General features: G+C 63.5%; 17 protein-coding genes. 8 read left to right on the top strand and 9 right to left on the bottom strand.

What is annotated here, in order from left to right:
* Positions 1-51: 51 nt before the first annotated feature.
* Genes JQ597_RS35840 through cysG form a run of 5 tightly spaced genes read right to left on the bottom strand, consistent with a single transcriptional unit; the run spans position 52 to position 4715 of the window.
* Positions 52-783: a phosphoadenylyl-sulfate reductase gene (locus JQ597_RS35840; RefSeq protein WP_212270102.1), complete on the bottom strand. Its 732-nt coding sequence runs from the start codon at positions 781-783 to the stop codon at positions 52-54.
* Complete coding sequence (locus JQ597_RS35845) at positions 780-1295, bottom strand: DUF934 domain-containing protein (protein WP_212270103.1); 516 nt, start codon at positions 1293-1295, stop codon at positions 780-782. The genes JQ597_RS35840 and JQ597_RS35845 overlap by 4 nt, the downstream gene beginning before the upstream one ends.
* Positions 1282-2937 (bottom strand): nitrite/sulfite reductase, encoded by a 1656-nt coding sequence (locus tag JQ597_RS35850; RefSeq protein WP_212270104.1) that lies wholly within the window; start codon positions 2935-2937, stop codon positions 1282-1284. Before JQ597_RS35850 ends, JQ597_RS35845 begins: the two co-directional genes overlap by 14 nt.
* Positions 2938-2949: 12 nt before the next feature.
* Entirely contained in the window at positions 2950-3267 is a 318-nt protein-coding gene (locus tag JQ597_RS35855; protein ID WP_192737192.1) for a DUF2849 domain-containing protein, read from the bottom strand.
* The gene (gene cysG / locus JQ597_RS35860; protein WP_212270105.1) at positions 3264-4715 is read right to left on the bottom strand and encodes a siroheme synthase CysG; all 1452 of its coding nucleotides are present in this window, start codon (positions 4713-4715) and stop codon (positions 3264-3266) included. The genes JQ597_RS35855 and cysG overlap by 4 nt, the downstream gene beginning before the upstream one ends.
* A 254-nt stretch (positions 4716-4969) precedes the next feature.
* Here cysG and cysD point away from each other — a divergent pair, with 254 nt between their 5' ends.
* From cysD to JQ597_RS35875, 3 genes are all read left to right on the top strand, one after another.
* Complete coding sequence (gene cysD / locus JQ597_RS35865; protein WP_212270115.1) at positions 4970-5764, top strand: sulfate adenylyltransferase subunit CysD; 795 nt, start codon at positions 4970-4972, stop codon at positions 5762-5764.
* Between the two features lie 24 nt (positions 5765-5788).
* Complete coding sequence (cysC, locus tag JQ597_RS35870; RefSeq protein ID WP_212270106.1) at positions 5789-7705, top strand: adenylyl-sulfate kinase; 1917 nt, start codon at positions 5789-5791, stop codon at positions 7703-7705.
* A 136-nt stretch (positions 7706-7841) separates the two neighbouring features.
* Positions 7842-10004, top strand: a complete 2163-nt coding sequence (locus JQ597_RS35875) for a malate synthase G (RefSeq protein WP_212270107.1) — start codon at positions 7842-7844, stop codon at positions 10002-10004.
* 27 nt (positions 10005-10031) lie between these two features.
* Here the strand turns inward: JQ597_RS35875 and JQ597_RS35880 are convergent, their stop codons facing one another.
* Entirely contained in the window at positions 10032-11720 is a 1689-nt protein-coding gene (locus JQ597_RS35880; RefSeq protein ID WP_212270108.1) for a methyl-accepting chemotaxis protein, read from the bottom strand.
* A 277-nt stretch (positions 11721-11997) separates the two neighbouring features.
* On the opposite strand from JQ597_RS35880, the gene JQ597_RS35885 reads away from it, so the two are divergent.
* On the top strand, positions 11998-12198 hold the full coding sequence (locus tag JQ597_RS35885) for a CsbD family protein (protein ID WP_211999734.1): 201 nt from the start codon (positions 11998-12000) through the stop codon (positions 12196-12198).
* A 54-nt stretch (positions 12199-12252) separates the two neighbouring features.
* Here JQ597_RS35885 and JQ597_RS35890 read toward each other — a convergent pair whose 3' ends face one another.
* Entirely contained in the window at positions 12253-12408 is a 156-nt protein-coding gene (locus JQ597_RS35890) for a Thivi_2564 family membrane protein (protein WP_211999735.1), read from the bottom strand.
* A 193-nt stretch (positions 12409-12601) separates the two neighbouring features.
* Here JQ597_RS35890 and JQ597_RS35895 point away from each other — a divergent pair, with 193 nt between their 5' ends.
* Entirely contained in the window at positions 12602-14695 is a 2094-nt protein-coding gene (locus tag JQ597_RS35895) for a methyl-accepting chemotaxis protein (protein ID WP_212270109.1), read from the top strand.
* A 145-nt stretch (positions 14696-14840) separates the two neighbouring features.
* Here JQ597_RS35895 and JQ597_RS35900 read toward each other — a convergent pair whose 3' ends face one another.
* Both JQ597_RS35900 and JQ597_RS35905 read right to left on the bottom strand, forming a co-directional pair.
* Complete coding sequence (locus JQ597_RS35900; RefSeq protein ID WP_212270110.1) at positions 14841-15476, bottom strand: DUF2865 domain-containing protein; 636 nt, start codon at positions 15474-15476, stop codon at positions 14841-14843.
* Positions 15477-15502: 26 nt separating this feature from the next.
* Positions 15503-16264, bottom strand: coding sequence for a L,D-transpeptidase (locus tag JQ597_RS35905; RefSeq protein WP_212270111.1), 762 nt, complete (start codon positions 16262-16264; stop codon positions 15503-15505).
* A 482-nt stretch (positions 16265-16746) separates the two neighbouring features.
* Here JQ597_RS35905 and JQ597_RS35910 point away from each other — a divergent pair, with 482 nt between their 5' ends.
* The 3 genes from JQ597_RS35910 to JQ597_RS35920 all read left to right on the top strand — a co-directional run bounded on the left by JQ597_RS35910 (position 16747) and on the right by JQ597_RS35920 (position 18805).
* Positions 16747-17799 (top strand): AI-2E family transporter, encoded by a 1053-nt coding sequence (locus JQ597_RS35910; RefSeq protein WP_212270116.1) that lies wholly within the window; start codon positions 16747-16749, stop codon positions 17797-17799.
* Between the two features lie 81 nt (positions 17800-17880).
* Positions 17881-18249: an ElaB/YgaM/YqjD family protein gene (locus JQ597_RS35915; protein ID WP_212270112.1), complete on the top strand. Its 369-nt coding sequence runs from the start codon at positions 17881-17883 to the stop codon at positions 18247-18249.
* Between the two features lie 115 nt (positions 18250-18364).
* Positions 18365-18805 carry a hypothetical protein gene (locus JQ597_RS35920; RefSeq protein ID WP_212270113.1) on the top strand — a complete coding sequence of 147 codons (441 nt, stop codon included), beginning with the start codon at positions 18365-18367 and terminating at the stop codon, positions 18803-18805.
* The last annotated feature ends 362 nt before the right edge of the window (positions 18806-19167 follow it).

Below are 19167 nucleotides of genomic sequence, written 5' to 3' on the forward strand. Positions count from 1 at the left end.
TTAGTCAACGAAACCGCATTTCATTGTTTGCGGCGGTGCAGCGTCATTGTCCTATGAAGTCTTGATCGTGTGGATGCCGCATTCTGTCTTGGCTCTTCCGCGCCAGCGACCGGCACGCGCGTCTTCATCAGGCGAGGTCCGGCTGCTGCACGGCATGCATCCGACCGACAGGTAGCCCGACGCCACCAGCGGATGCGGCGGCAATTTCGAAAGCTGGTAGATCGCCTCGATGTCTTCGCGCGCGACATTGGCGAACGGGTTGAATTTCAGCCTGGCGCCGTCGTCTTCGACAACCGCCATCTCGGCGCGCTGGCCGCCCTGGAAGCGCTTGCGGCCGTTGATCCAGGCTGAGAACGGCGCCAACGCCCGCGCCAGCGGCTCGACTTTACGGATACGGCAGCAGGCGTCGGGATCGGAGAACCACAATTCGCGGTCCGGATCCGCGCGCGACAAAGTTTCTTCCAGCGGCTTGATCGAGCGGACGTCGCGCAGGCCGAGCGTTGCGATCAACGTGTCGCGATAGGCCAGCGTCTCCTCGAACAGCCAGCCGGTGTCGAGGAAGATCACGGGGATCGCCGGATCGACGTCTGCCATCACCTTGAGCAGTGCCGCCGATTCGGTGCCGAACGACGAGACCACCGCCAACTTCTCGCGGCCGACGGTCTTCAACGCCGTTTCAATGACTTCCGCGGGCGACGCGCTGCGGAGCGCACGATCGAGCGCCTGCGCCGGCGACAGGTCCAAAGCTTTCTCTATCACTGCCTGAGGTACGAGCGCGTTCACTGGCCGGCACTCTCCGAATGACGCAACTGCATCCGCCGATGCAGCGCGGTGAGGCGGCCGTCGCCGGTCGGCTGGTAGAACACCGAATAGCTTTTTGCGGTAGAGGCAAACGCCTCGGCGTCGCTGTCCTTCCTGACCTCGAACGTGTCGAAGCCGGCGCGCAGCATGAACACGAACTGGTCGCGCAGCACCTGGCCGGTGGCACGCAATTCGCCGTCGAAGCCGTGACGCTCGCGCAGCAGGCGCGCCTGGCTGTAGGCGCGGCCGTCGCGAAACGAGGGAAACACCAGCGCCACCGCGGCCAGCCGGCCGAGATACGGCACGAGCTCGTCGAGGTCGCGGTTGTTCGGCCAGATCACGCCGACCTTGCCGGCGCGCTTGAGAAGGGTTTCCGGATCCTCCAGGAACCGCGCCGCCGGAATGAGGATCGCGCCATCGCCCGGCAACTCGGCGCCGTCGGCAACATGGGCGAACAGATCGGTGGTGATTCTACCCTGCTTAACGAGTGGCATAGACCCGCTCCTTGAATGGCTCGACACCCAGGCGCTTCACCGCATCCACGAACAACTCCTCGGGGCGGTCGCGCAGTGCGAGATAGGCTTCGACAATATCCTCGATCACGTCGGCGACTTCCGCATAGGGAATCGCCGGGCCGATCAGGGTGCCCATCTGTGCACCCTCGTCGGCGCGGCCGCCGATGGTGATCTGGTAAAACTCCTCGCCGTTCTTCTCGACGCCGAGAATGCCGATGTGACCGACGTGGTGATGGCCGCAGGCATTGATGCAGCCGGAGATGTTGATGTGCAGCCGGCCGATCAGCTCGGCGGTATCGTGATTGGCGAAGCGCCGGGTCAGCTCCTGCGCGATCGGGATCGAGCGCGCATTGGCCAGCGAGCAATAGTCCAGCCCGGGGCAGGCGATGATGTCGGTGACCAGATTGACGTTCGGCGTCGCGAGCCCGATCCGGTCGAGCGCCTTCCACAGCTGCGGCAGGTCGCGCTTGGCGACATGCGGCAGGCACAGATTCTGTTCGTGGCCGACGCGGATTTCGCCGAAGGAGTAGCGGTCGGCGAGATCGGCGACCGCGTCCATCTGGTCGGAGGTGGCGTCGCCGGGCGGTGCGCCCACCGGCTTCAGCGAGATCGTCACGATCGAATAGCCCTGCACCTTGTGCGGGAACACCGAGTTCCTGCGCCAGCGTTCGAACAGCGGATCATGCGCGGCCTGTTTCAGCTCGTCCGGCATGTGCGGCAGCTTTTCATAGGCCGGATAGGAGAAGCGCGAACGCACTTCCTCGATGACGGAATGGTCGAGCGTCAATCCGACGTCGCCCATCTGCTTCCATTCCTCGTCGACCTCGCGCGCGAACTTCTCGATGCCGAGCTCGTGCACCAGGATCTTGATGCGGGCCTTGTAGATGTTGTCGCGGCGGCCGTACTGGTTGTAGACGCGCAGGATCGCCTCGACATAGCTCAGGATGTCGCGGCCGTGCACGAACGGCTTGATGGTCTTGCCGATGAACGGCGTGCGGCCGAGACCGCCGCCGACCAGCACCTCGAAGCCGGTTTCGCCTTCCGCGTTCTTGTACAGGCGGAGCCCGATGTCGTGCACCTTGATCGCCGCGCGGTCGTGCTCGGATGCCGTGATGGCGATTTTGAACTTGCGCGGCAGGAACGAGAATTCCGGATGCAGCGTGGTGTGCTGGCGCAGGATTTCCGACCAGATGCGGGGATCCTCGACCTCGCCCGGCGCGACGCCGGCCCACTGGTCCGAGGTGACGTTGCGCATGTTGTTGCCGGACGTCTGCATCGCATGGATGCCGACCTCGGCAAGGTCCGCCAGCGCGTCCGGCAATTCGGCCAGCTTGATCCAGTTGAACTGGATGTTCTGCCTTGTGGTGAAATGGCCATAGCCGCGGTCGTAGCGGCGTCCGACGCGGGCCAGCGCGCGCAACTGCTTGGACGACAGCGTGCCGTAGGGAATCGCGACGCGGAACATGTAGGCGTGCAGTTGCAAATAGACGCCGTTCTGCAGGCGCAGCATCTTGAATTCGTCCTCGGTGAGTTCGCCGGAGAGACGGCGCTTCACCTGGTCGCGGAATTCAGACACGCGTTCGTTGATCAGCGTGCGATCGAGTTCGTCATATGCGTACATGATGGATGCGCCTTACGCCGGAACCGGAAGCAGATCGATGGTGAGGCCTTCCGACCGGATATGTTCGCGGAGATTGCCGGGCTTGATTTCGCCGCCGTCCTTGAGCTCGACCGGCGCGATATAGGGGCCGATCGCGCCGACGTCATCGGCGGTGGCTTCACCAAGCAGTGTCCGCGCCTCATCCGAGGTGCGCACGATCGCGGCGTCCGACAGGTTCGCCGACCAGCCTTGCTGCGCGGTGCGATAGATCACGACGCCATCCCAGGTACGGTTGGCGGTGACCATCGAAGGCCCCGTGATCTTGATCTTTTGTTGTAACGGAGAAGTCATTCTGCAGCATCCCTCAATTCGGAGATCACTTGATCGAGATCGGCAAGGTTTGAACTAGCAAGGCGCCACGGCGCGGAATGCGCAACCACGTCGCCGATGATGAGGACGGCGGGACCGCCGTCGATTTGTTCGACCAGCGCCGGCAAATGTTCGAGCGTGCCGACCACCGCCTGGGCGTCCGGCCGTGTCACCCGCGCGAACACGCCGACCGGCGTTTGCGGCAAGCGTCCGGCGGCGAGCAGGCCCGCACGGATCGCGGGTGCCGCGGTCATGCCCATATAGACCACGATGGTCATCTTCTTGTCTGTCAGCACCGACCAGTCGACGGTTTCGGCGTCCCTCGCCTTGTGCGCGGTGAGGAAGGTGATGCGCAGCGCCTCGTGGCGATAGGTCAGCGGCGCTTCGAATTGCGCCGCGGCGCCCAATCCAGCGGTGATGCCCGGCACCACCGAATAGGCGACGCCGGCCACGCGCAACACTTCGATTTCCTCGCCGCCGCGGCCGAAGATGAAGGGATCGCCGCCCTTCAGCCGCACCGCGCGTTGTCCTGATCTCGCTGCCTCGATCAGCAATTTGTTAATCGCATCCTGGCCGATACCGGGCTTGCCGACGCGGCGGCCGACCGGAATGCGCGAGGCATCACGGCGCACGCGATCGAGAATCTCCGGCGATACCAGTTCGTCGTAGAACACGACGTCGGCGTCCTGCAGCGCGCGCAGCGCCTTGATGGTGAGCAGGTCCGGATCGCCCGGCCCGGCGCCGACCAGCGTCACCCGGCCATCGGCCTTGCCCTGATCATTGGCGCCGGCGAAAGCGGAAGGGTTCGCGATCGCCTGCAGTTCCTTTTCGGCTTCGTCCTTGCGCCCGGCCAGCACCAGCGCGCCGATCGGGCCGTCGATCACGCGTTCCCAGAAACGGCGGCGCAACGAAAATTCGGGGATGCGCGCATGCATCGCTTTGCGAAAGCCGCCGATGAAGCTGGCGAGGTCGCCGATCCGCGCCGGCAGGACAGCCTCGATAGACTCGCGCACGCGGCGCGCCACGACCGGCGAGGTGCCGCCGGTGCCGACGGCAACGACGACGTCGCCGCGATCGACAATGGCGGGAAAGATGAAAGTCGAATGGACGAGGTCGTCCATCACATTGACGGGCAGTCCGACCGCCTTGGCGCGTGCCGACATCGCCACGCCAATGTCGCCGGCGCCGGCGCAGAGGATCGCGATCACCCCGGACAGATCGGCCGTGAGCGGATCGCCCGCATCAGGCTCGATCCGCGCCACGTCCTCAGCGGCAATGCCGGAGAGATCGTGATCGCCGTCGGTCGCGAACCAGCGGACCTGCGCACCGGCAGCGGCGAGCAACCGCAATTTGGCGCGTGCGAGGTCGCCCGCTCCAACGAGCAGCACCTTGCCGCTTTGCAGATCAAGAAACACAGGCAGATAGCGCATCAGATACTCGCTTCCCCAAATTTGGGGTTGACTGAAATTATTTTCTATTTATCTCTGGATCAAGGCCAAAAAAGAGAAAATTATTCCTTCTCTTTTGCAGCGCAACTTTAGAATTTTTCCACTCTCAAGTCCAAGGCCAAGAGATGCATCTTCTCAACAAGGAATCCGGCGGACACGGGTTACAGCCCGCGGCCTTCAACCAGGCCTCATCCGCGCCCAAAGTTCTGGCCCATGGGCAGCTGCCGCCGCCCTCGATGGACCATCTCGACGAACTCGAGGCGCAGAGCATCTACATTCTGCGCGAAGCCTTCGCGCGGTTGAAGAAGCTGGCGCTGCTGTGGTCGCTGGGCAAGGATTCCAACGTCATGATCTGGCTGGCGCGCAAGGCCTTCTTCGGCCGCGTGCCGTTCCCGGCCTTGCATGTCGACACCGGCAAGAAATTTGCCGAGATGTACGCGTTCCGCGATCGCTTCGGCAAGGAATGGGAGCTCGATCTCAAGATCGAGCCCTGCCCGTCGATCGACGCCGTCGATCCCACGCTGCCGCCGGCCGCGCGTTCTGCCGCCCGCAAGACCGAAGGCCTCAAATGGGCGCTGACGAAATACGGTTTTGACGGATTGATCGCCGGCATTCGCCGCGATGAGGAAGCCACTCGCGCCAAGGAGCGTGTGTTCTCGCCGCGCGGTCTCGAAGGCGGCTGGGATGTGCGCGATCAGCCCCCGGAATTCTGGGACCATTTCAACGCCTCGCCGCCGCAAGGCGCGCATTTGCGCATCCACCCGATCCTGCATTGGACCGAGGCCGACATCTGGGCCTACACCAAGCGCGAGAACATTCCGATCATCCCGCTGTACCTGTCGAAGGACGGCAAGCGTTATCGCTCGCTGGGCGATCAGGACATCACCAATCCGGTGGCGTCGACCGCTTCCAGCATCGATGAGATCCTGACCGAACTCGACGGCACCAAGGTGCCGGAACGTGCGGGCCGTGCGCTCGATCACGAAACCGAAGATGCATTCGAGCGGCTGCGTGTCGCCGGTTATCTCTGACGGACATTAGGTGTGAGTGCTGCGATGAACATGATCCTCCCCTCAAGCGTATTGGCGACACCCAACGGCACGACGCGGCCGCAGATTCGCATCGTCATCGTCGGCCATGTCGACCACGGCAAATCCACCCTCGTCGGCCGCCTGCTGCACGAAACCGGCAGCCTGCCCGAGGGCAAGCTGGAAATGCTCAAAGCCGTCAGCGCGCGGCGCGGCATGCCGTTCGAATGGTCGTTCCTGCTCGATGCGCTGCAAACCGAACGCGACCAGGGCATCACCATCGACACCACGCAGATTCGCTTTCGCACCATGTCGCGCGACGTCGTGCTGATCGATGCGCCCGGCCACGCCGAATTCCTGCGCAACATGATCACCGGCGCCTCGCAGGCCGACGGCGCGGTGCTGATCATCGACGCGCTGGAAGGCGTGCGCGACCAGACCCGCCGGCACGGCTATCTGTTGCATCTGCTCGGCATCAAGCAGGTCGCCATCGTCGTCAACAAGATGGACCGGGTCGACTTCAGCGCGGAACGTTTCAAGGAGATCAGCGACGAGATTTCGGCGCATCTGATCGGCCTCGGCGTGACGCCGTCGGCAGTGATTCCGATTTCCGCGCGCGACGGCGACGGCGTTGCCGAACGCACGCCGCGGATCTCCTGGTACCAGGGGCCGAGCGTGGTCGAGGCGCTCGATGCGCTCGAGCCGGCCCGGCCGCTGGAGCAGCTCGCGCTGCGGCTGCCGGTGCAGGCGATCTACAAATTCGACGATCGCCGCATCGTCGCCGGCCGCATCGAATCCGGTAGCCTCAGCGCCGGCGATGAGATCGTCATCATGCCCGCCGGCAAGATCGCGAAGATCAAAACCGTCGAGAGCTGGCCGGTGACCCCGGTCAACGGCAGCCACGGCGCCGGCCGCTCGGTCGGCATCACGCTCGACCGCGAATTGTTCATCGAACGCGGCGACGTGATCGCCCATGCCGGCGCGACCCCGCGCGACACGCGGCGGATTCGCGCCAGGATTTTCTGGCTGCACGACAAGCCGCTCACCAAGGGCGAGCAGATCCTGATCCGCCTCGGCACCCGCGAAAGCCGCGCCCAGGTGGTCGCGATCGAGAAGGCGGTGGATCCCGGCGAACTCTCCAATGCGGAGACCAAGTCGATCGCGCGCAATCACGTTGGCGAAATCGACATCTCGCTGGCGCAGCCGGTTGCGGCCGACCCCTATCAGGACAATCCGCGCACCGGACGGCTGGTGATCGAGGTCAATGGCCGCATTGCCGGCGGCGGCCTCGTGCTGTCGGTCGATGCCGGACAACGCGCCGTTCCCATCGACATCGTTCCGGTGGAATCCGCGCTGCGTCCCGAAGAGCGTTCGGCGCGCTATCACCATAACGGCGCGGTAATCTGGCTGACGGGCCTGCCCGGCTCCGGAAAATCGACGCTGGCCCGCGCGTTGGAGCGCCGGCTGTTCTCTCGCGGCGGTTCACCGATCCTGCTTGATGGCGACACCCTGCGTGCCGGCCTCAACAACGATCTCGGCTTTTCGCCGCAGGACCGCAGCGAAAACATTCGCCGCCTCGCGGAAGTCGCCACCCATCTGGCGCGCAACGGCCACGTCGCGATCGTCGCCGCGGTTTCGCCCGCGATTGCGGATCGCGCAGTGGCGCGCCGCATCGCCGATACCGCCTTCCGCGAAATCCACGTCGCCGCTCCTGCCGAAGTGTGCGAGAGCCGCGATCCCAAAGGCCACTATGCCAAGGCCCGTGCTGGCACGCTCCCCTCGTTCACCGGGATCACCAACGACTATCAGCCGCCGGCTAGTTGCGAGTTGACGATCGACACCTCAACCCGGACGGTGGCCGATGCCACCGACGCGATCGAACGGATGCTGGCCGAGACCGGCGTTTTGTTCGACGAACTGGTGGACCTGGCGGCCAATATCTAGGCTTTTTGGGGCCTTCTCATCGACCCGGCTTTAGGGCTAAAAGGGCGGCCGACGCCGCCCCTTTTGGCGCGCTTTTTGCTGTTTTCACACTGAAAACGCCTTCCTGTTCGCCGTTTCTACCCCGAGAAAGCCCATCATGAATCGTGTCGATGCCCACGGATTGAAGATCGCCCCTGAACTGTTCGATTTCATCGCCAAGGAGGCGACCCCCAAAACCGGGATTTCCCCCGACGCATTCTGGGCCGGGCTTGCCGCCATCATCGCCAAATTGGGACCGAAAAACCGCGAACTGCTCGCCGTCCGCGACGCACTGCAGGCCAAGATCGACGGCTGGCACCGCGCCAACAAGGGCAAGGCGTTCGACATGAACGCCTATACGGCCTTCCTCAAGGAGATCGGCTACCTCTTGCCGGAGCCCGCGACCCACAAGGTCGAAACCGCTGATGTCGACGAGGAAATCGGCAAGATCTGCGGACCGCAGCTCGTCGTCCCCCTCACCAACGCCCGCTATGCCTTGAACGCGGCGAATGCCCGCTGGGGCAGCCTGTATGATGCTTTCTACGGCACGGATGCGATCCCGCACGAGGCGAGCGAGGCTGGCCGCGGCTACAACAAGGCGCGCGGCGACAAGGTGATCGCCAAGGCCAAGGCGTTCCTCGACGCCGCCGCGCCGCTCGCGACCGGCAGCCACACCGACGTGACGTCTTACAGCGTGATCGCCGGCCAGCTCGCGGTCAAACTGAAGAGCGGCAACGCCACCGCGCTGAAGTCGGCCGAACAGTTCGCCGGCTATCTGGGCGACGCTGCCGAGCCGACCGCGATCCTGCTGGTCAACAACGGCATGCATGTCGAAATCAAAATCGATCGCAGCAGCACCATCGGCAAGGACGATCCTGCCGGTGTCGCCGACATGATCCTGGAATCGGCGGTCTCGACCATCCTCGACATGGAAGACAGCGTCGCCGCCGTCGATGCCGAGGACAAGGTGCTGGTCTATCGCAACACGCTCGGCCTGATGGACGGCACGCTGTCGGCGGATTTCGACAAGGGCGGCAAGACGCTCAAGCGTTCGCTCAACCCCGACCGCGTCTACAAGACGGCCGACGGCAAGGACCTCACGCTGCACGGCCGCAGCCTGCTATTGATGCGCAATGTCGGCCATCACATGTTCACCGACGCCGTGCTGGACTCAAAGGGCGAGGAGATTCCCGAAGGCCTGCTCGATGCCGCCGTCGCCGGCCTGCTGGCGATCCACGATCTCAAGGGCGGCTCGAAGACCAAGAACAGCCGCACCGGCTCGGTCTACATCGTCAAGCCGAAGATGCACGGCCCCGACGAGGTCGCGCTGACCTGCGAATTGTTCGGCGAGGTCGAGAAGATGCTGTCGCTGCCCGAGAGCACCATGAAGGTCGGCATCATGGACGAGGAGCGCCGCACCACGGTCAACCTCAAGGCCTGCATCCAGAACGCCTCGAAGCGGATCTGCTTCATCAACACCGGCTTCCTCGACCGCACCGGCGACGAGATCCATACCTCGATGGAAGCGGGTCCGATGATCCGCAAGAACGACATGAAGGCGCAGCCCTGGATCAAGGCCTATGAAGACTGGAACGTCGACATGGGCCTGATCGATGGCCTGCCCGGCCATGCCCAGATCGGCAAGGGCATGTGGGCAGCACCCGACAAGATGGCCGACATGCTGACGCAGAAGCTCGGCCATCCGCAGGCCGGCGCCACCACCGCCTGGGTGCCGTCACCGACCGCCGCCACGCTGCACGCGCTGCATTATCATCAGATCAACGTGCAGGCGCGCCAGCAGGAGCTCGCCAAGGGCGGCCAGCGCGCGAAACTTTCCGACATCCTCACCATTCCGGTGTCGCAGTCGAACTGGGCCCCCGACGACGTGAAGCAGGAGATCGACAACAACTGCCAGGGCATTTTGGGCTATGTGGTGCGCTGGATCGACCAGGGCGTCGGCTGCTCCAAGGTGCCTGATATCCACGACGTCGGCCTGATGGAAGACCGCGCGACCTTGCGCATTTCCAGCCAGCATCTGGCGAACTGGCTGCATCAGGGCGTCATCACCAAGGATCAGGTGATGGAGTCGCTGAAGCGCATGGCGGTCGTCGTCGACGGCCAGAACAAGGGCGATGCGCTGTACAAGCCGATGGCGCCCGGCTTCGACGGCATCGCCTTCAAGGCGGCGTGCGACCTGGTGTTCAAGGGCCGCGAGCAGCCGAACGGCTACACCGAATACATCCTCACCGCCCGCCGCCGCGAAGCCAAGGCAGCCGGCTGACCGGCCGGCCTGAGCTCCATCCGGATATCAGGCCGCGCGTATCGTCTGCAGGAATTTCCCGACTTCGAGCTTGAGGGAATGGCCCTCCTGCGAGAGCGAACGGGCGGAACCATGAACCTGTTCGGCCGCCGCCTGCGTGTCGGCCGAACCTCGGCTGACATCGGCGAGGCAACCGCCAACTTCGATGGCGCCCTGAGCGGCTTGCTGGACGTTTCGCGCGATCTCCTGCGTCGCGGTGCCCTGCTGTTCGACGGCTGCGGCGATCGCCGTTGAAATCTGGGAGATCTGCCCGATCGTGCCGCCGATCGCCTTGATCGCGGACACTGACTGCTCCGTTGCCGACTGCATCTGCGTGATCTGGGCGCCGATTTCCTCGGTCGCCTTGGCGGTTTGGGCGGCAAGCGCCTTGACCTCGGAAGCCACCACCGCAAAGCCGCGACCCGCCTCGCCGGCGCGCGCCGCTTCGATGGTCGCATTGAGCGCCAGCAGGTTGGTCTGCTCGGCCACCGCCGCGATCAGCTTGACGACTTCGCCGATGCGGCCGGCCGCCTGCGACAGTTCCGCGATCCGCTCATTGGTCTGTTCGGCCTGACGCACGGCTGCATGGGTGATGTCTTCCGATTGCTTCACCTGCCGGCCGATTTCGGTCACCGAGGAAGCCATCTGCTCCGAAGCGGCAGCCGCCGATTGCGCATTGGCCGATGAACGGTCGGAAGCGGATGCCGCCTCTGCCGTATGCTTATGGCTGGTTTCGGCCGTCCTGGTCAGGCTGCCGGCGGCGAGTTCGATTTCGGAAGAGGCCGTTGATACGGCCTCGATGATCTTGCCGATCGCCTGCTCGAAGCCGTCGGCGACCTGGCTCATCGCCAGCTTGCGTTCTTCCTCCGCCCTGAGCTTGAGGCCGGCCTTCTCGGATTCCATGGCCTGAACGCGCAGCGCGTTTTCCCTGAACACCTGGACGGCGCGGGCAATGGCGCCGACTTCATCCGTTCGTTTGAGGGACGGTATTTCAATGTCCAATCCGCCGCCGGCGAGCCGTGCCATCACGCCGGTCATGCGGGTCATCGGCCGGATCACACCGAGGCCAACGCCGACAAGGCCGCCGCCAATGATCAGGAAGACCAGGGCCGAGATGCCCCACAGAATAACGTTGAACGTGCCGACACGCTGGGTCGCGGCAGTTTCGATGGCCGCGTTGTCGTCAGTGGTCTTCTTGACGATTTCGTCGATCAGGGCGCGGTGCGCCAGATAGGCGGCCGAGATTTCCGAATACGCCTTTGCCGCGGCGGCGGCATCTGCCTTGGCCAGGGCCGGCAGGAACGCCTGCTCGATGGCGTTCCAGAAACGCTGCACCTCGCGATGCGAATCCATGACGAACTTGGCCTTGACCCCAGGCTCGAGGTCCGCCTTCACCCAGAACTCGTGGCGCTCGTCATATTCCTTTTTCAATTGCTTCAGCCGCTCGCGACGGTTGGCGAGTTCAGCCGGATTGTTCAGGGCAAGAGTGGCTTCGAGATAGGATTCGATCACATATTCCGGCGGCGGCAGGATGTCGGCGATCAGATCGTTGCCGAGCTTGAGCTTGTTGTAGAGGGGTCCGCCGACCTTGACCTCGCTGAGCGCGAAGATGCCGGTGAACACCACGGCCCCCAGACCGATTGCCGTGACAAGGCCGAACAGGACTATGGCGCGCGTGATCGTCAAACGAAGCTTCATTGCCAACGTTTCCTTAAAAATCGATTCGGTTCCGCTCTTGGCGAGCCGAACTTAAATTCGCTTGAAACGCGAAAACTATTCACCACTCGCGTTAACGTACAGTTTGTTTTCGGTACTCGGGTCCGGAATATTTGATTGCCGTTGGGCGTCGCAGGACCCGTGTAAATACGGAGACCACGCGATCTGTCGCAGGGCTGGTGCCGCTTTGCCGCATCACAGGAACGTTTGGATCGTGCGCCCGTTGAGAATTCATCTCAACTCACAGGGAGAAATGACGATGGATTGGAACCGGGTTGAAGGAAACTGGAAACAGTTCAAGGGCGCCGCCAAGGAGAAATGGGGCAAGCTCACCGACGACGATCTCAATGTGATCGAAGGCCGTCGTGAGCAACTCGAAGGCAAGCTGCAGCAACGCTATGGCTTCGCCAAGGACCAGATCCGCAAGGACGTGGACGACTGGTTCGGGACACTGAAATAGAATCCTCAAAATGAAAAGCCCCGGCAGCGCCGGGGCTTTTTGTTTGGGCGGTCGCTAGATCACCGCGATGTATTTCAACAGCGAGATCACGCCGAGGATGATCACGACGACTCGCGCGATCTGTTTGGCGCGGCCATCAAGCGGCAGCAGGTTGATGAGATAGAGAACGAGGATAACGACGAGAAACGTGACGAGTACGCTGACAAGCATGCGGGCCCCCTCGGCTGAAATAGCGCGGTTAGTGTTTTGTTAACGTGGCACGTCAACTTGGGTTCCGGCACGGGAACCTGCGGGCGGACATAAAAACCTCAAATATTTCAATGGTTCCGTAGTTTTACGGCGCGGGCGCTGTCTAAGTATTTACCCTTTTCCCCCCAAATGCCCCGCAGCTTGGGGGAGCAACATGTTGAATCGTCTGACCGTATCCACGCTGCTGAAGACCGTCATTCTCGCCACCGCCTTCTGCATCGTGGTGGGGTTCTCGCTCAACGCCTGGGATGCCTGGGGCCGCCTGCAGGTGGCAAACCGCATCTCGGTGGTCACCGACGCATCCGCCAATATGTTCAAGGCGATGCATAATCTGCGCACCGACCGTTCCACGACCAACCGGCTGTTGAATGCCGATGCGCCGATGGACAGCGATATCGAAAAATATCTGCGCAACATCCGCGATACGCAGATGCCCGCCTTGAGCAACGCGCTGGCGCTGCTCCCGTCCATCGAATTCGCGCAAGCCCAGACACTGGTGCCTGAGCTCGATCGTCTGTTCAAGAAGCTGAGCACGCAGCAGAAGGAATTCTGGGACGAGGTGAACAAGCCGAAGGCCTCCCGCCGTCCGACGCAAGGCAAGGAATACATGGAGACCGCGACCGCGCTGCTGGAGACGCTCGACAAATTGTCCGCAGCGCTTTCCACCGTGGTCAACCATCAGGACCCGATGATCGACCAATTGCTGGCGATCAAGCAGGTCGCCTGGCTGCTCCGCAACACCGCGGGCGAAGCATCGCTGCTGGTTTCCAACGGGCTCTCCGCAGGAAAGGCGGCGCCGGAAACACAGCTCAAATATCTGAAGTTTTCTGGCGGCATCGACGCCGCATGGAACGCGCTGGAACTGACCGCCTCGGGAATGCAGTTGCCGCCGGCGCTTGTCGCCGCGATAGCCGCGACCAAGACCGCCTATTTCGAACCGGACTACATCACTTTGCGCGATCGCCTGATGACGACGATGGTCGCCGGCGGGCAGCCCGAACTGACCGCAAACCAGTGGACGCCGATTACGGTCGGGCGCCTCGGCAGCGCGGTCAAGGTCGCCGAAACGGCGCTCGACGCCGCCCGGGACCACACCGTGGTGCAGTATTCCTCGGCCCGCCGCGCGCTGGTGGTGCAACTGGTGCTGCTCGTCGGCGCGTTGGTGTTGACGTGCGGCGCGTTGATTCTCGTCACCCGCCGCGTCATCAAGCCGCTGCACAATATGCGCGACGCCATGTTGAAAGTCGCCGCCGGCGACCTGACGGTCGACACCGGCTATGCGGTGCGCAAGGACGAAATCGGTGCGCTCGCCGGCGCGCTGGAGACGTTCAAGCAGCAGGCCGAAGACAAGGTCCGGATCGAGGCGCAGGAGCGCGAACGCAATGCCGGCGCTACCACGCGCCAGCAGGCGATCGAAAGCTATGTCGGCGAATTCGAGAGCATGGTTCGCCAGACGCTCGACCAGCTGGGCGACGCGTCCGGTCAGATGCGGATCACCTCGGACGGCCTGTCCGCGGTTTCCCGCCAGACCAACGCGCGGGTTGAGGTGGCCGAAAAGGCCTCCAGCGAAGCCTCGATGAGCGTCGAGACGGTCGCGGCCGCGTCGGAAGAATTGAGCGCCTCGATAAACGACATCAGCCAGCAGGCGGCACACGCTGCCGGCATTGCCAGCCGCGCGGTGAGCCAGGCGCGTGAGACCGACGGCACCGTGCAGGGCCTTGCCACATCGGCAGGCCGGATCGGCGAAGTCGTCGGGCTGATCAACTCGATCGCCGCCCAGACCAATTTGCTGGCGCTGAACGCGACCATCGAGGCCGCCCGCGCCGGTGAAGCCGGCCGCGGCTTTGCGGTGGTGGCTTCCGAAGTCAAATCGCTGGCAAGCCAGACCGCGAAGGCGACCGAGGAAATCTCGGAGCAGATCTCCGACATTCAGAAAGTCGCGAATGAGGCCATCGAGGCCATCAAGGGCATCGGCGGCATCATCGGCGAGGTCAACGAGGTCGCGACCGCGATTGCGGCCGCCGTGCAGGAACAGGGCGCCGCGACGCAGGAGATCACGCGCAGCACGCAATTCGCCGCCCAGGGCACCAAGAACGTCTCCGACAACATCTCGGGCGTGAAGACCGACGCCGACGCGGCAGCGGCCGCCGCCGACGACGTCAAGCACGCCTCCGAGACGCTGGAAACGCAGAGCAAGCAATTGGGTACTCAGGTCACTCAGTTCCTCGGCAAGATCCGCGCGGCGTAGTCATCTCCACGATCTCGTCATGCCCGGCCTTGTGCCGGGCATCCACTACTTACTTTTCCACCCACACCAAAGACGTGGATGGCCGGGTCAAGCCCGGCCATGACGGACGTTGAAATATCGCGCCCCAAAATGTAATTCCCTGCCATCACTCCCGCGCCACTACCGGCACGCGTTCATACTTCGCGCGCAGCTTGTCCGAGGCGGGTGAGAAGTTCAGCTCGGCGCCGCGCTTGTCGGCGCTGCGGCCGGCCACCAGCAAACCGTTTTCGCCGGCGACGATGTCGCCCTTGCGCAAGGTCGGATCGGCCTCGATCTTGACCGGCGCGAGCCCGGTCTGATCCTTGCCGTTGCAGGTGCACCCGGCTACCAGCTCATTGCGATAGCGGAACGCGTTCGGCAGTTCCGAATAGGGCTTTCCGTTCTCGGCGGCGGCGTTGTCGATGTTGCTGCCGTAGAACACTTTGGTCTCGCTGGCCGGGCAGAAGCTGTCGCAGGACGCCACACGGCTGGCATTGTCGGAGGCCGTCACGGGGAAATAGCGCCCGTCGCAGGTACGCACGCAAAACGCCTGACCGCCGCCGCCATAACGCCGCGTCTCGCCGCGCTGAAGGGGCATCGGTCCGCCGTCGTTCACAAACGGCAACGAAATATGGGGGGCCCTCGCCCGGCCCATGCCGCCGAACAGGGCCGAGAAGAAGTCCTGGGCCTGCGCCGCAGGCGCCAGCGCGGCAGCGCCTGCCAAAGCCGCCGCGCCCAGGATTGCCATTCTACTCACGGCCATTCGCGTCTCCCGTTACGTTCGGCCGCTCAGTTGAGCTGCGACGCCGTCAAATTCATTGCCTGCCGCCCCGACGGCGGCGTCGTCACCGCCGGACGCGCCGGCCGCACGCTGATGGTGGTGCGCGTTTCCATGCGCGGCGCATTCTTCGGCAGCACCACGACCCTGGTGCCGACGTCGACCCGGCTGAAGAGATCGCTGACGTCCTCATTGGTCAGGCGGATGCAGCCTGAGGAAACGAACTTGCCGATCGTCGAGGGATCGTTGGTGCCGTGGATGCGGTACTGGCTGGAGCCGAGATACATCGCCCGGGCGCCGAGCGGATTGCCGGGGCCTCCGGCCATGAAGCGCGGCAGATAGGGCTGGCGCGCGATCATCTCGGCCGGCGGATGCCAATCCGGCCACTCCGCCTTGCGGCTGATGGTCTGTACGCCGGACCAGGTAAAGCCTTCGCGGCCGACACCGACGCCGTAGCGAACGGCGCGGCCCTGACCGAGCACGTAATACAGCGCGGTGTTGCCGGTATCGATCACGATGGTGCCGGGCGCCTCCGACGTGTTGAAAGCGACGACGGCACGGCGCAGCCGCTCCGGCACGACGCCCGCGTCGGGCGTTACCGGCTCAACCATCATCTCATCGGAGGGAAACGAGTTTGGCTGGGTGGACGCGTAACCCAGCACCTGTGCGCTCGCCGCGCTGGAAAATACCGAGGGGGCCAGCAGCATGGTGCTGATGAAGACGAGCGCGTGGGTTACGCGCGACTGACGCCGGCGATGAGAGGACTGTGTCATGGGACTGCCCCGGTTGGATACGCATCGTGTGATGCTCTGAATTGGCAACGCGACCGGGGCTGTGCAGTTCCCTGCGACTCACGTTGACAGGCCTGCTGTCAAGCGCGCCCGTGCTCACGCGTCCGCGATGGAACTTCTGCTCCCGGCGCTCGTTAGGGCGGTTGAGAACGGTTCGCGGGGCGACGTCGCGGCTGCCATGTGAACACCGCCTCGCGCGGGGGAGAACCGTTGTGCGCGTATTGCCCCCCAAGCCTTTGCCTGAAGAACGCAGGGCGCCTGAAGATCGCAAGGCACCGTCCAAGGCACCGTCCGATGAAAACAAGCCGTCGGAACGAAAGCCGGCGCAAGGCGAGCACAAGACAACCGAACGCAAGCCATCCGACCGCAAGCCTTCTGACAACAAGTCCTCCGACCACAGGGCCTCTGACCAAAGGACTTCGCCGGGCGACCGCCAGAAAGCCAATGCGCCGGAAGGCAAACCGCTGCCCGACAGTAATGTCGAATTGCCTCCGCTGATCAGCCGCGCTGAAATCGTCGCCTTTTCGCTGGTATCGCTGCTGATCATCTGCATCGTCGCCGTGCTCTACGCCGCGAAAGCGTTCTTCCTGCCGATCACGATGGCATTCATCGTCGGCACGATGCTGTCGCCGGCGGCGAGCTTCCTCGAGCGCTATCGTATTCCCCGTGCGCTGGGCGCCGTCCTGATCGTGGCCGCCGTCGTCACCGGCGCAGCCTTCATGGTCGGACTGATTGCATCGCCGGTAATGGAATGGAGCAACAAGCTTCCGGAACTGGGGGCGCAGCTGAAGGAAAAAATGCACGTCTTCGACAGGCCGCTGGCGCTGTGGCAGCAGCTGCAAGGCATGCTCGGCAGCTCCGACACGCTGGCGACCTTCCACATGCCGAAATTCGAATGGGTGCAGCCGACGCTTGAATTCCTGTCGCCGACCCTCGCCGAGTTCCTGCTGTTCGTCGCCACCCTGATCCTGTTCATCGCGAGCTGGAAGGACCTGCGCCGGGCAATGGTGATGAATTTCGGCGACCGGCCGGTGCGGTTGCGAACGCTGCGGATCCTCAATGAGATCGAGGAGCATCTGGGCAGCTATCTGCTGATGGTGACGATGATCAATGTCGGCGTCGGCATCGCAACCGGCATCATATGCGCGGTCACGGGCATGCCTAATCCGGCCGGCCTCGGTGCGCTGGCCGCGACCCTGAACTTCATTCCGATCATCGGACCGGTCGCGATGTTAGTCGTGCTGATCGTGGTCGGCCTTGTCGCCTTCCCGACGATCAGCGCGGGGCTGCTCGCGCCGCTGCTGTTTGCCGCGATGACCTTCCTCGAGGGCCATTTCGTCACCCCGACGATCGTCGGCCGCAGGCTCGAGCTCAACGCGCTGGCGGTGTTCATCGCGCTGGCATTCTGGACCTGGCTGTGGGGACCGATGGGCGCGTTCCTGGCGTCGCCGATCCTGATCGTCGCGCTGATCCTCAAGGAGCATCTGATGCCGGTCAATTCGCCGCAGTTGCCCTAGAATCAAAGGGTTTCGCAGCAGGAACTTCCGCTTCAGGCAGGCGTTTCCTCGGTACGCAAATTTAGTACCCGGGAGCTTTTGATGTCGATGACGAATGGCGACGCCGCAAAGAACCTGACGGATAAAGCGACCTACGAACGCCTGGAAAAGGATGTAACCGCCGTGAAAAACGATATCGCAGCCCTCACCGACCAGATCACCGATGCGCTCAACAGTTTTGCCGGCACCGCGGGCAAGCAGGCCCGCCGCGGCTACAAGCAGGCGCGCGCCAATGCGGAGCAGGCGGTGGACGACATGTCCGAGCGCGGCAGCGCCATGATGGACGCGGCTCAGGATGCGGCCTCCTCGATCGAGGAATCGCTGGAAGACGTCATCACGCAGCGGCCGCTGGCAACGGTAGGCCTTGCGCTGGGCGTGGGCTTCCTGCTCGGCGCAATGTGGCGCCGATAATCGGCGATGATGGCAATGATGACCCGCGCCGGAAAGCCAGCCTTCATCTTCCGATCGCGGCGCCGGCGCGAGGTCGTTTCTTTTATTGATGTTCTTTTCAGATCGAGGCGGGCCCATGTTTCAGCGACTGATCGATGACTTCAAGGATTCGACCGGCACTGCGCTCCGGCTGACCTCGCTCGCGGCAGCAGCCGCAGTTGCTTTGCTCGTCACCACATCGTTTCTGTGCGCGGCCGCCTTCATCTTCGTGCTGGAGAAGTACGGCCCCGTTTATGCTTGCCTGACCGGCGCCGGCATCTTCTTCGTGGTGACGATGATCGCGGCGATCTCCTATATAGTGCGCAAGAAACAGATCGAGACGCGCGTCAAGGAGACGACAAAATCCGCCGCCCAAACCATGCTGGCCGATCCGATGCTGGTCGCGGCCGGCATCCAGGTGGTGCGCGCGATCGGCATCAAGAAGTTGATTCCGATTTTGGCGGTCGGGGGACTGGCGCTGGGATTCTTGGCGAGCCGCGGGCAAAGCCAGGCCGGTGGCGAGGCGCCGGCGGAGTGAAGTTCGTTCGTGAGCGTTGGCGCATCGCGCCCCGATGAAAGCTGTCATCCTCCGCGAAAGCGGGGGATTCAGTACGCCGCGGCTTCTCGGTTCTATCATAGGCTTCTCTGGAATACTGGATCGTCCGCCTTCGCGGACGATGACACTGAATATGAGTTTGCGATCTCGCGGCGCGTTGCGCCCGAGCTTTGCTGGAAACTTCCCGCCCTCTTCAAACAGAAGGCGCAGGGAAGACCGGGTGCGCGCTGCACCCGCGGTCTCGCGTGCGGTTTGCACAAAACAAAGTGCACACGAGCATACAGGGCAGCGGAGAACACCCGGCCTTCCCTGCGCAATGGCTTTACGGCTTATGCCGTGATCTC

It is taken from the genome of Bradyrhizobium sp. AUGA SZCCT0177 (assembly GCF_018130125.1).
Taxonomy (GTDB): domain Bacteria; phylum Pseudomonadota; class Alphaproteobacteria; order Rhizobiales; family Xanthobacteraceae; genus Bradyrhizobium.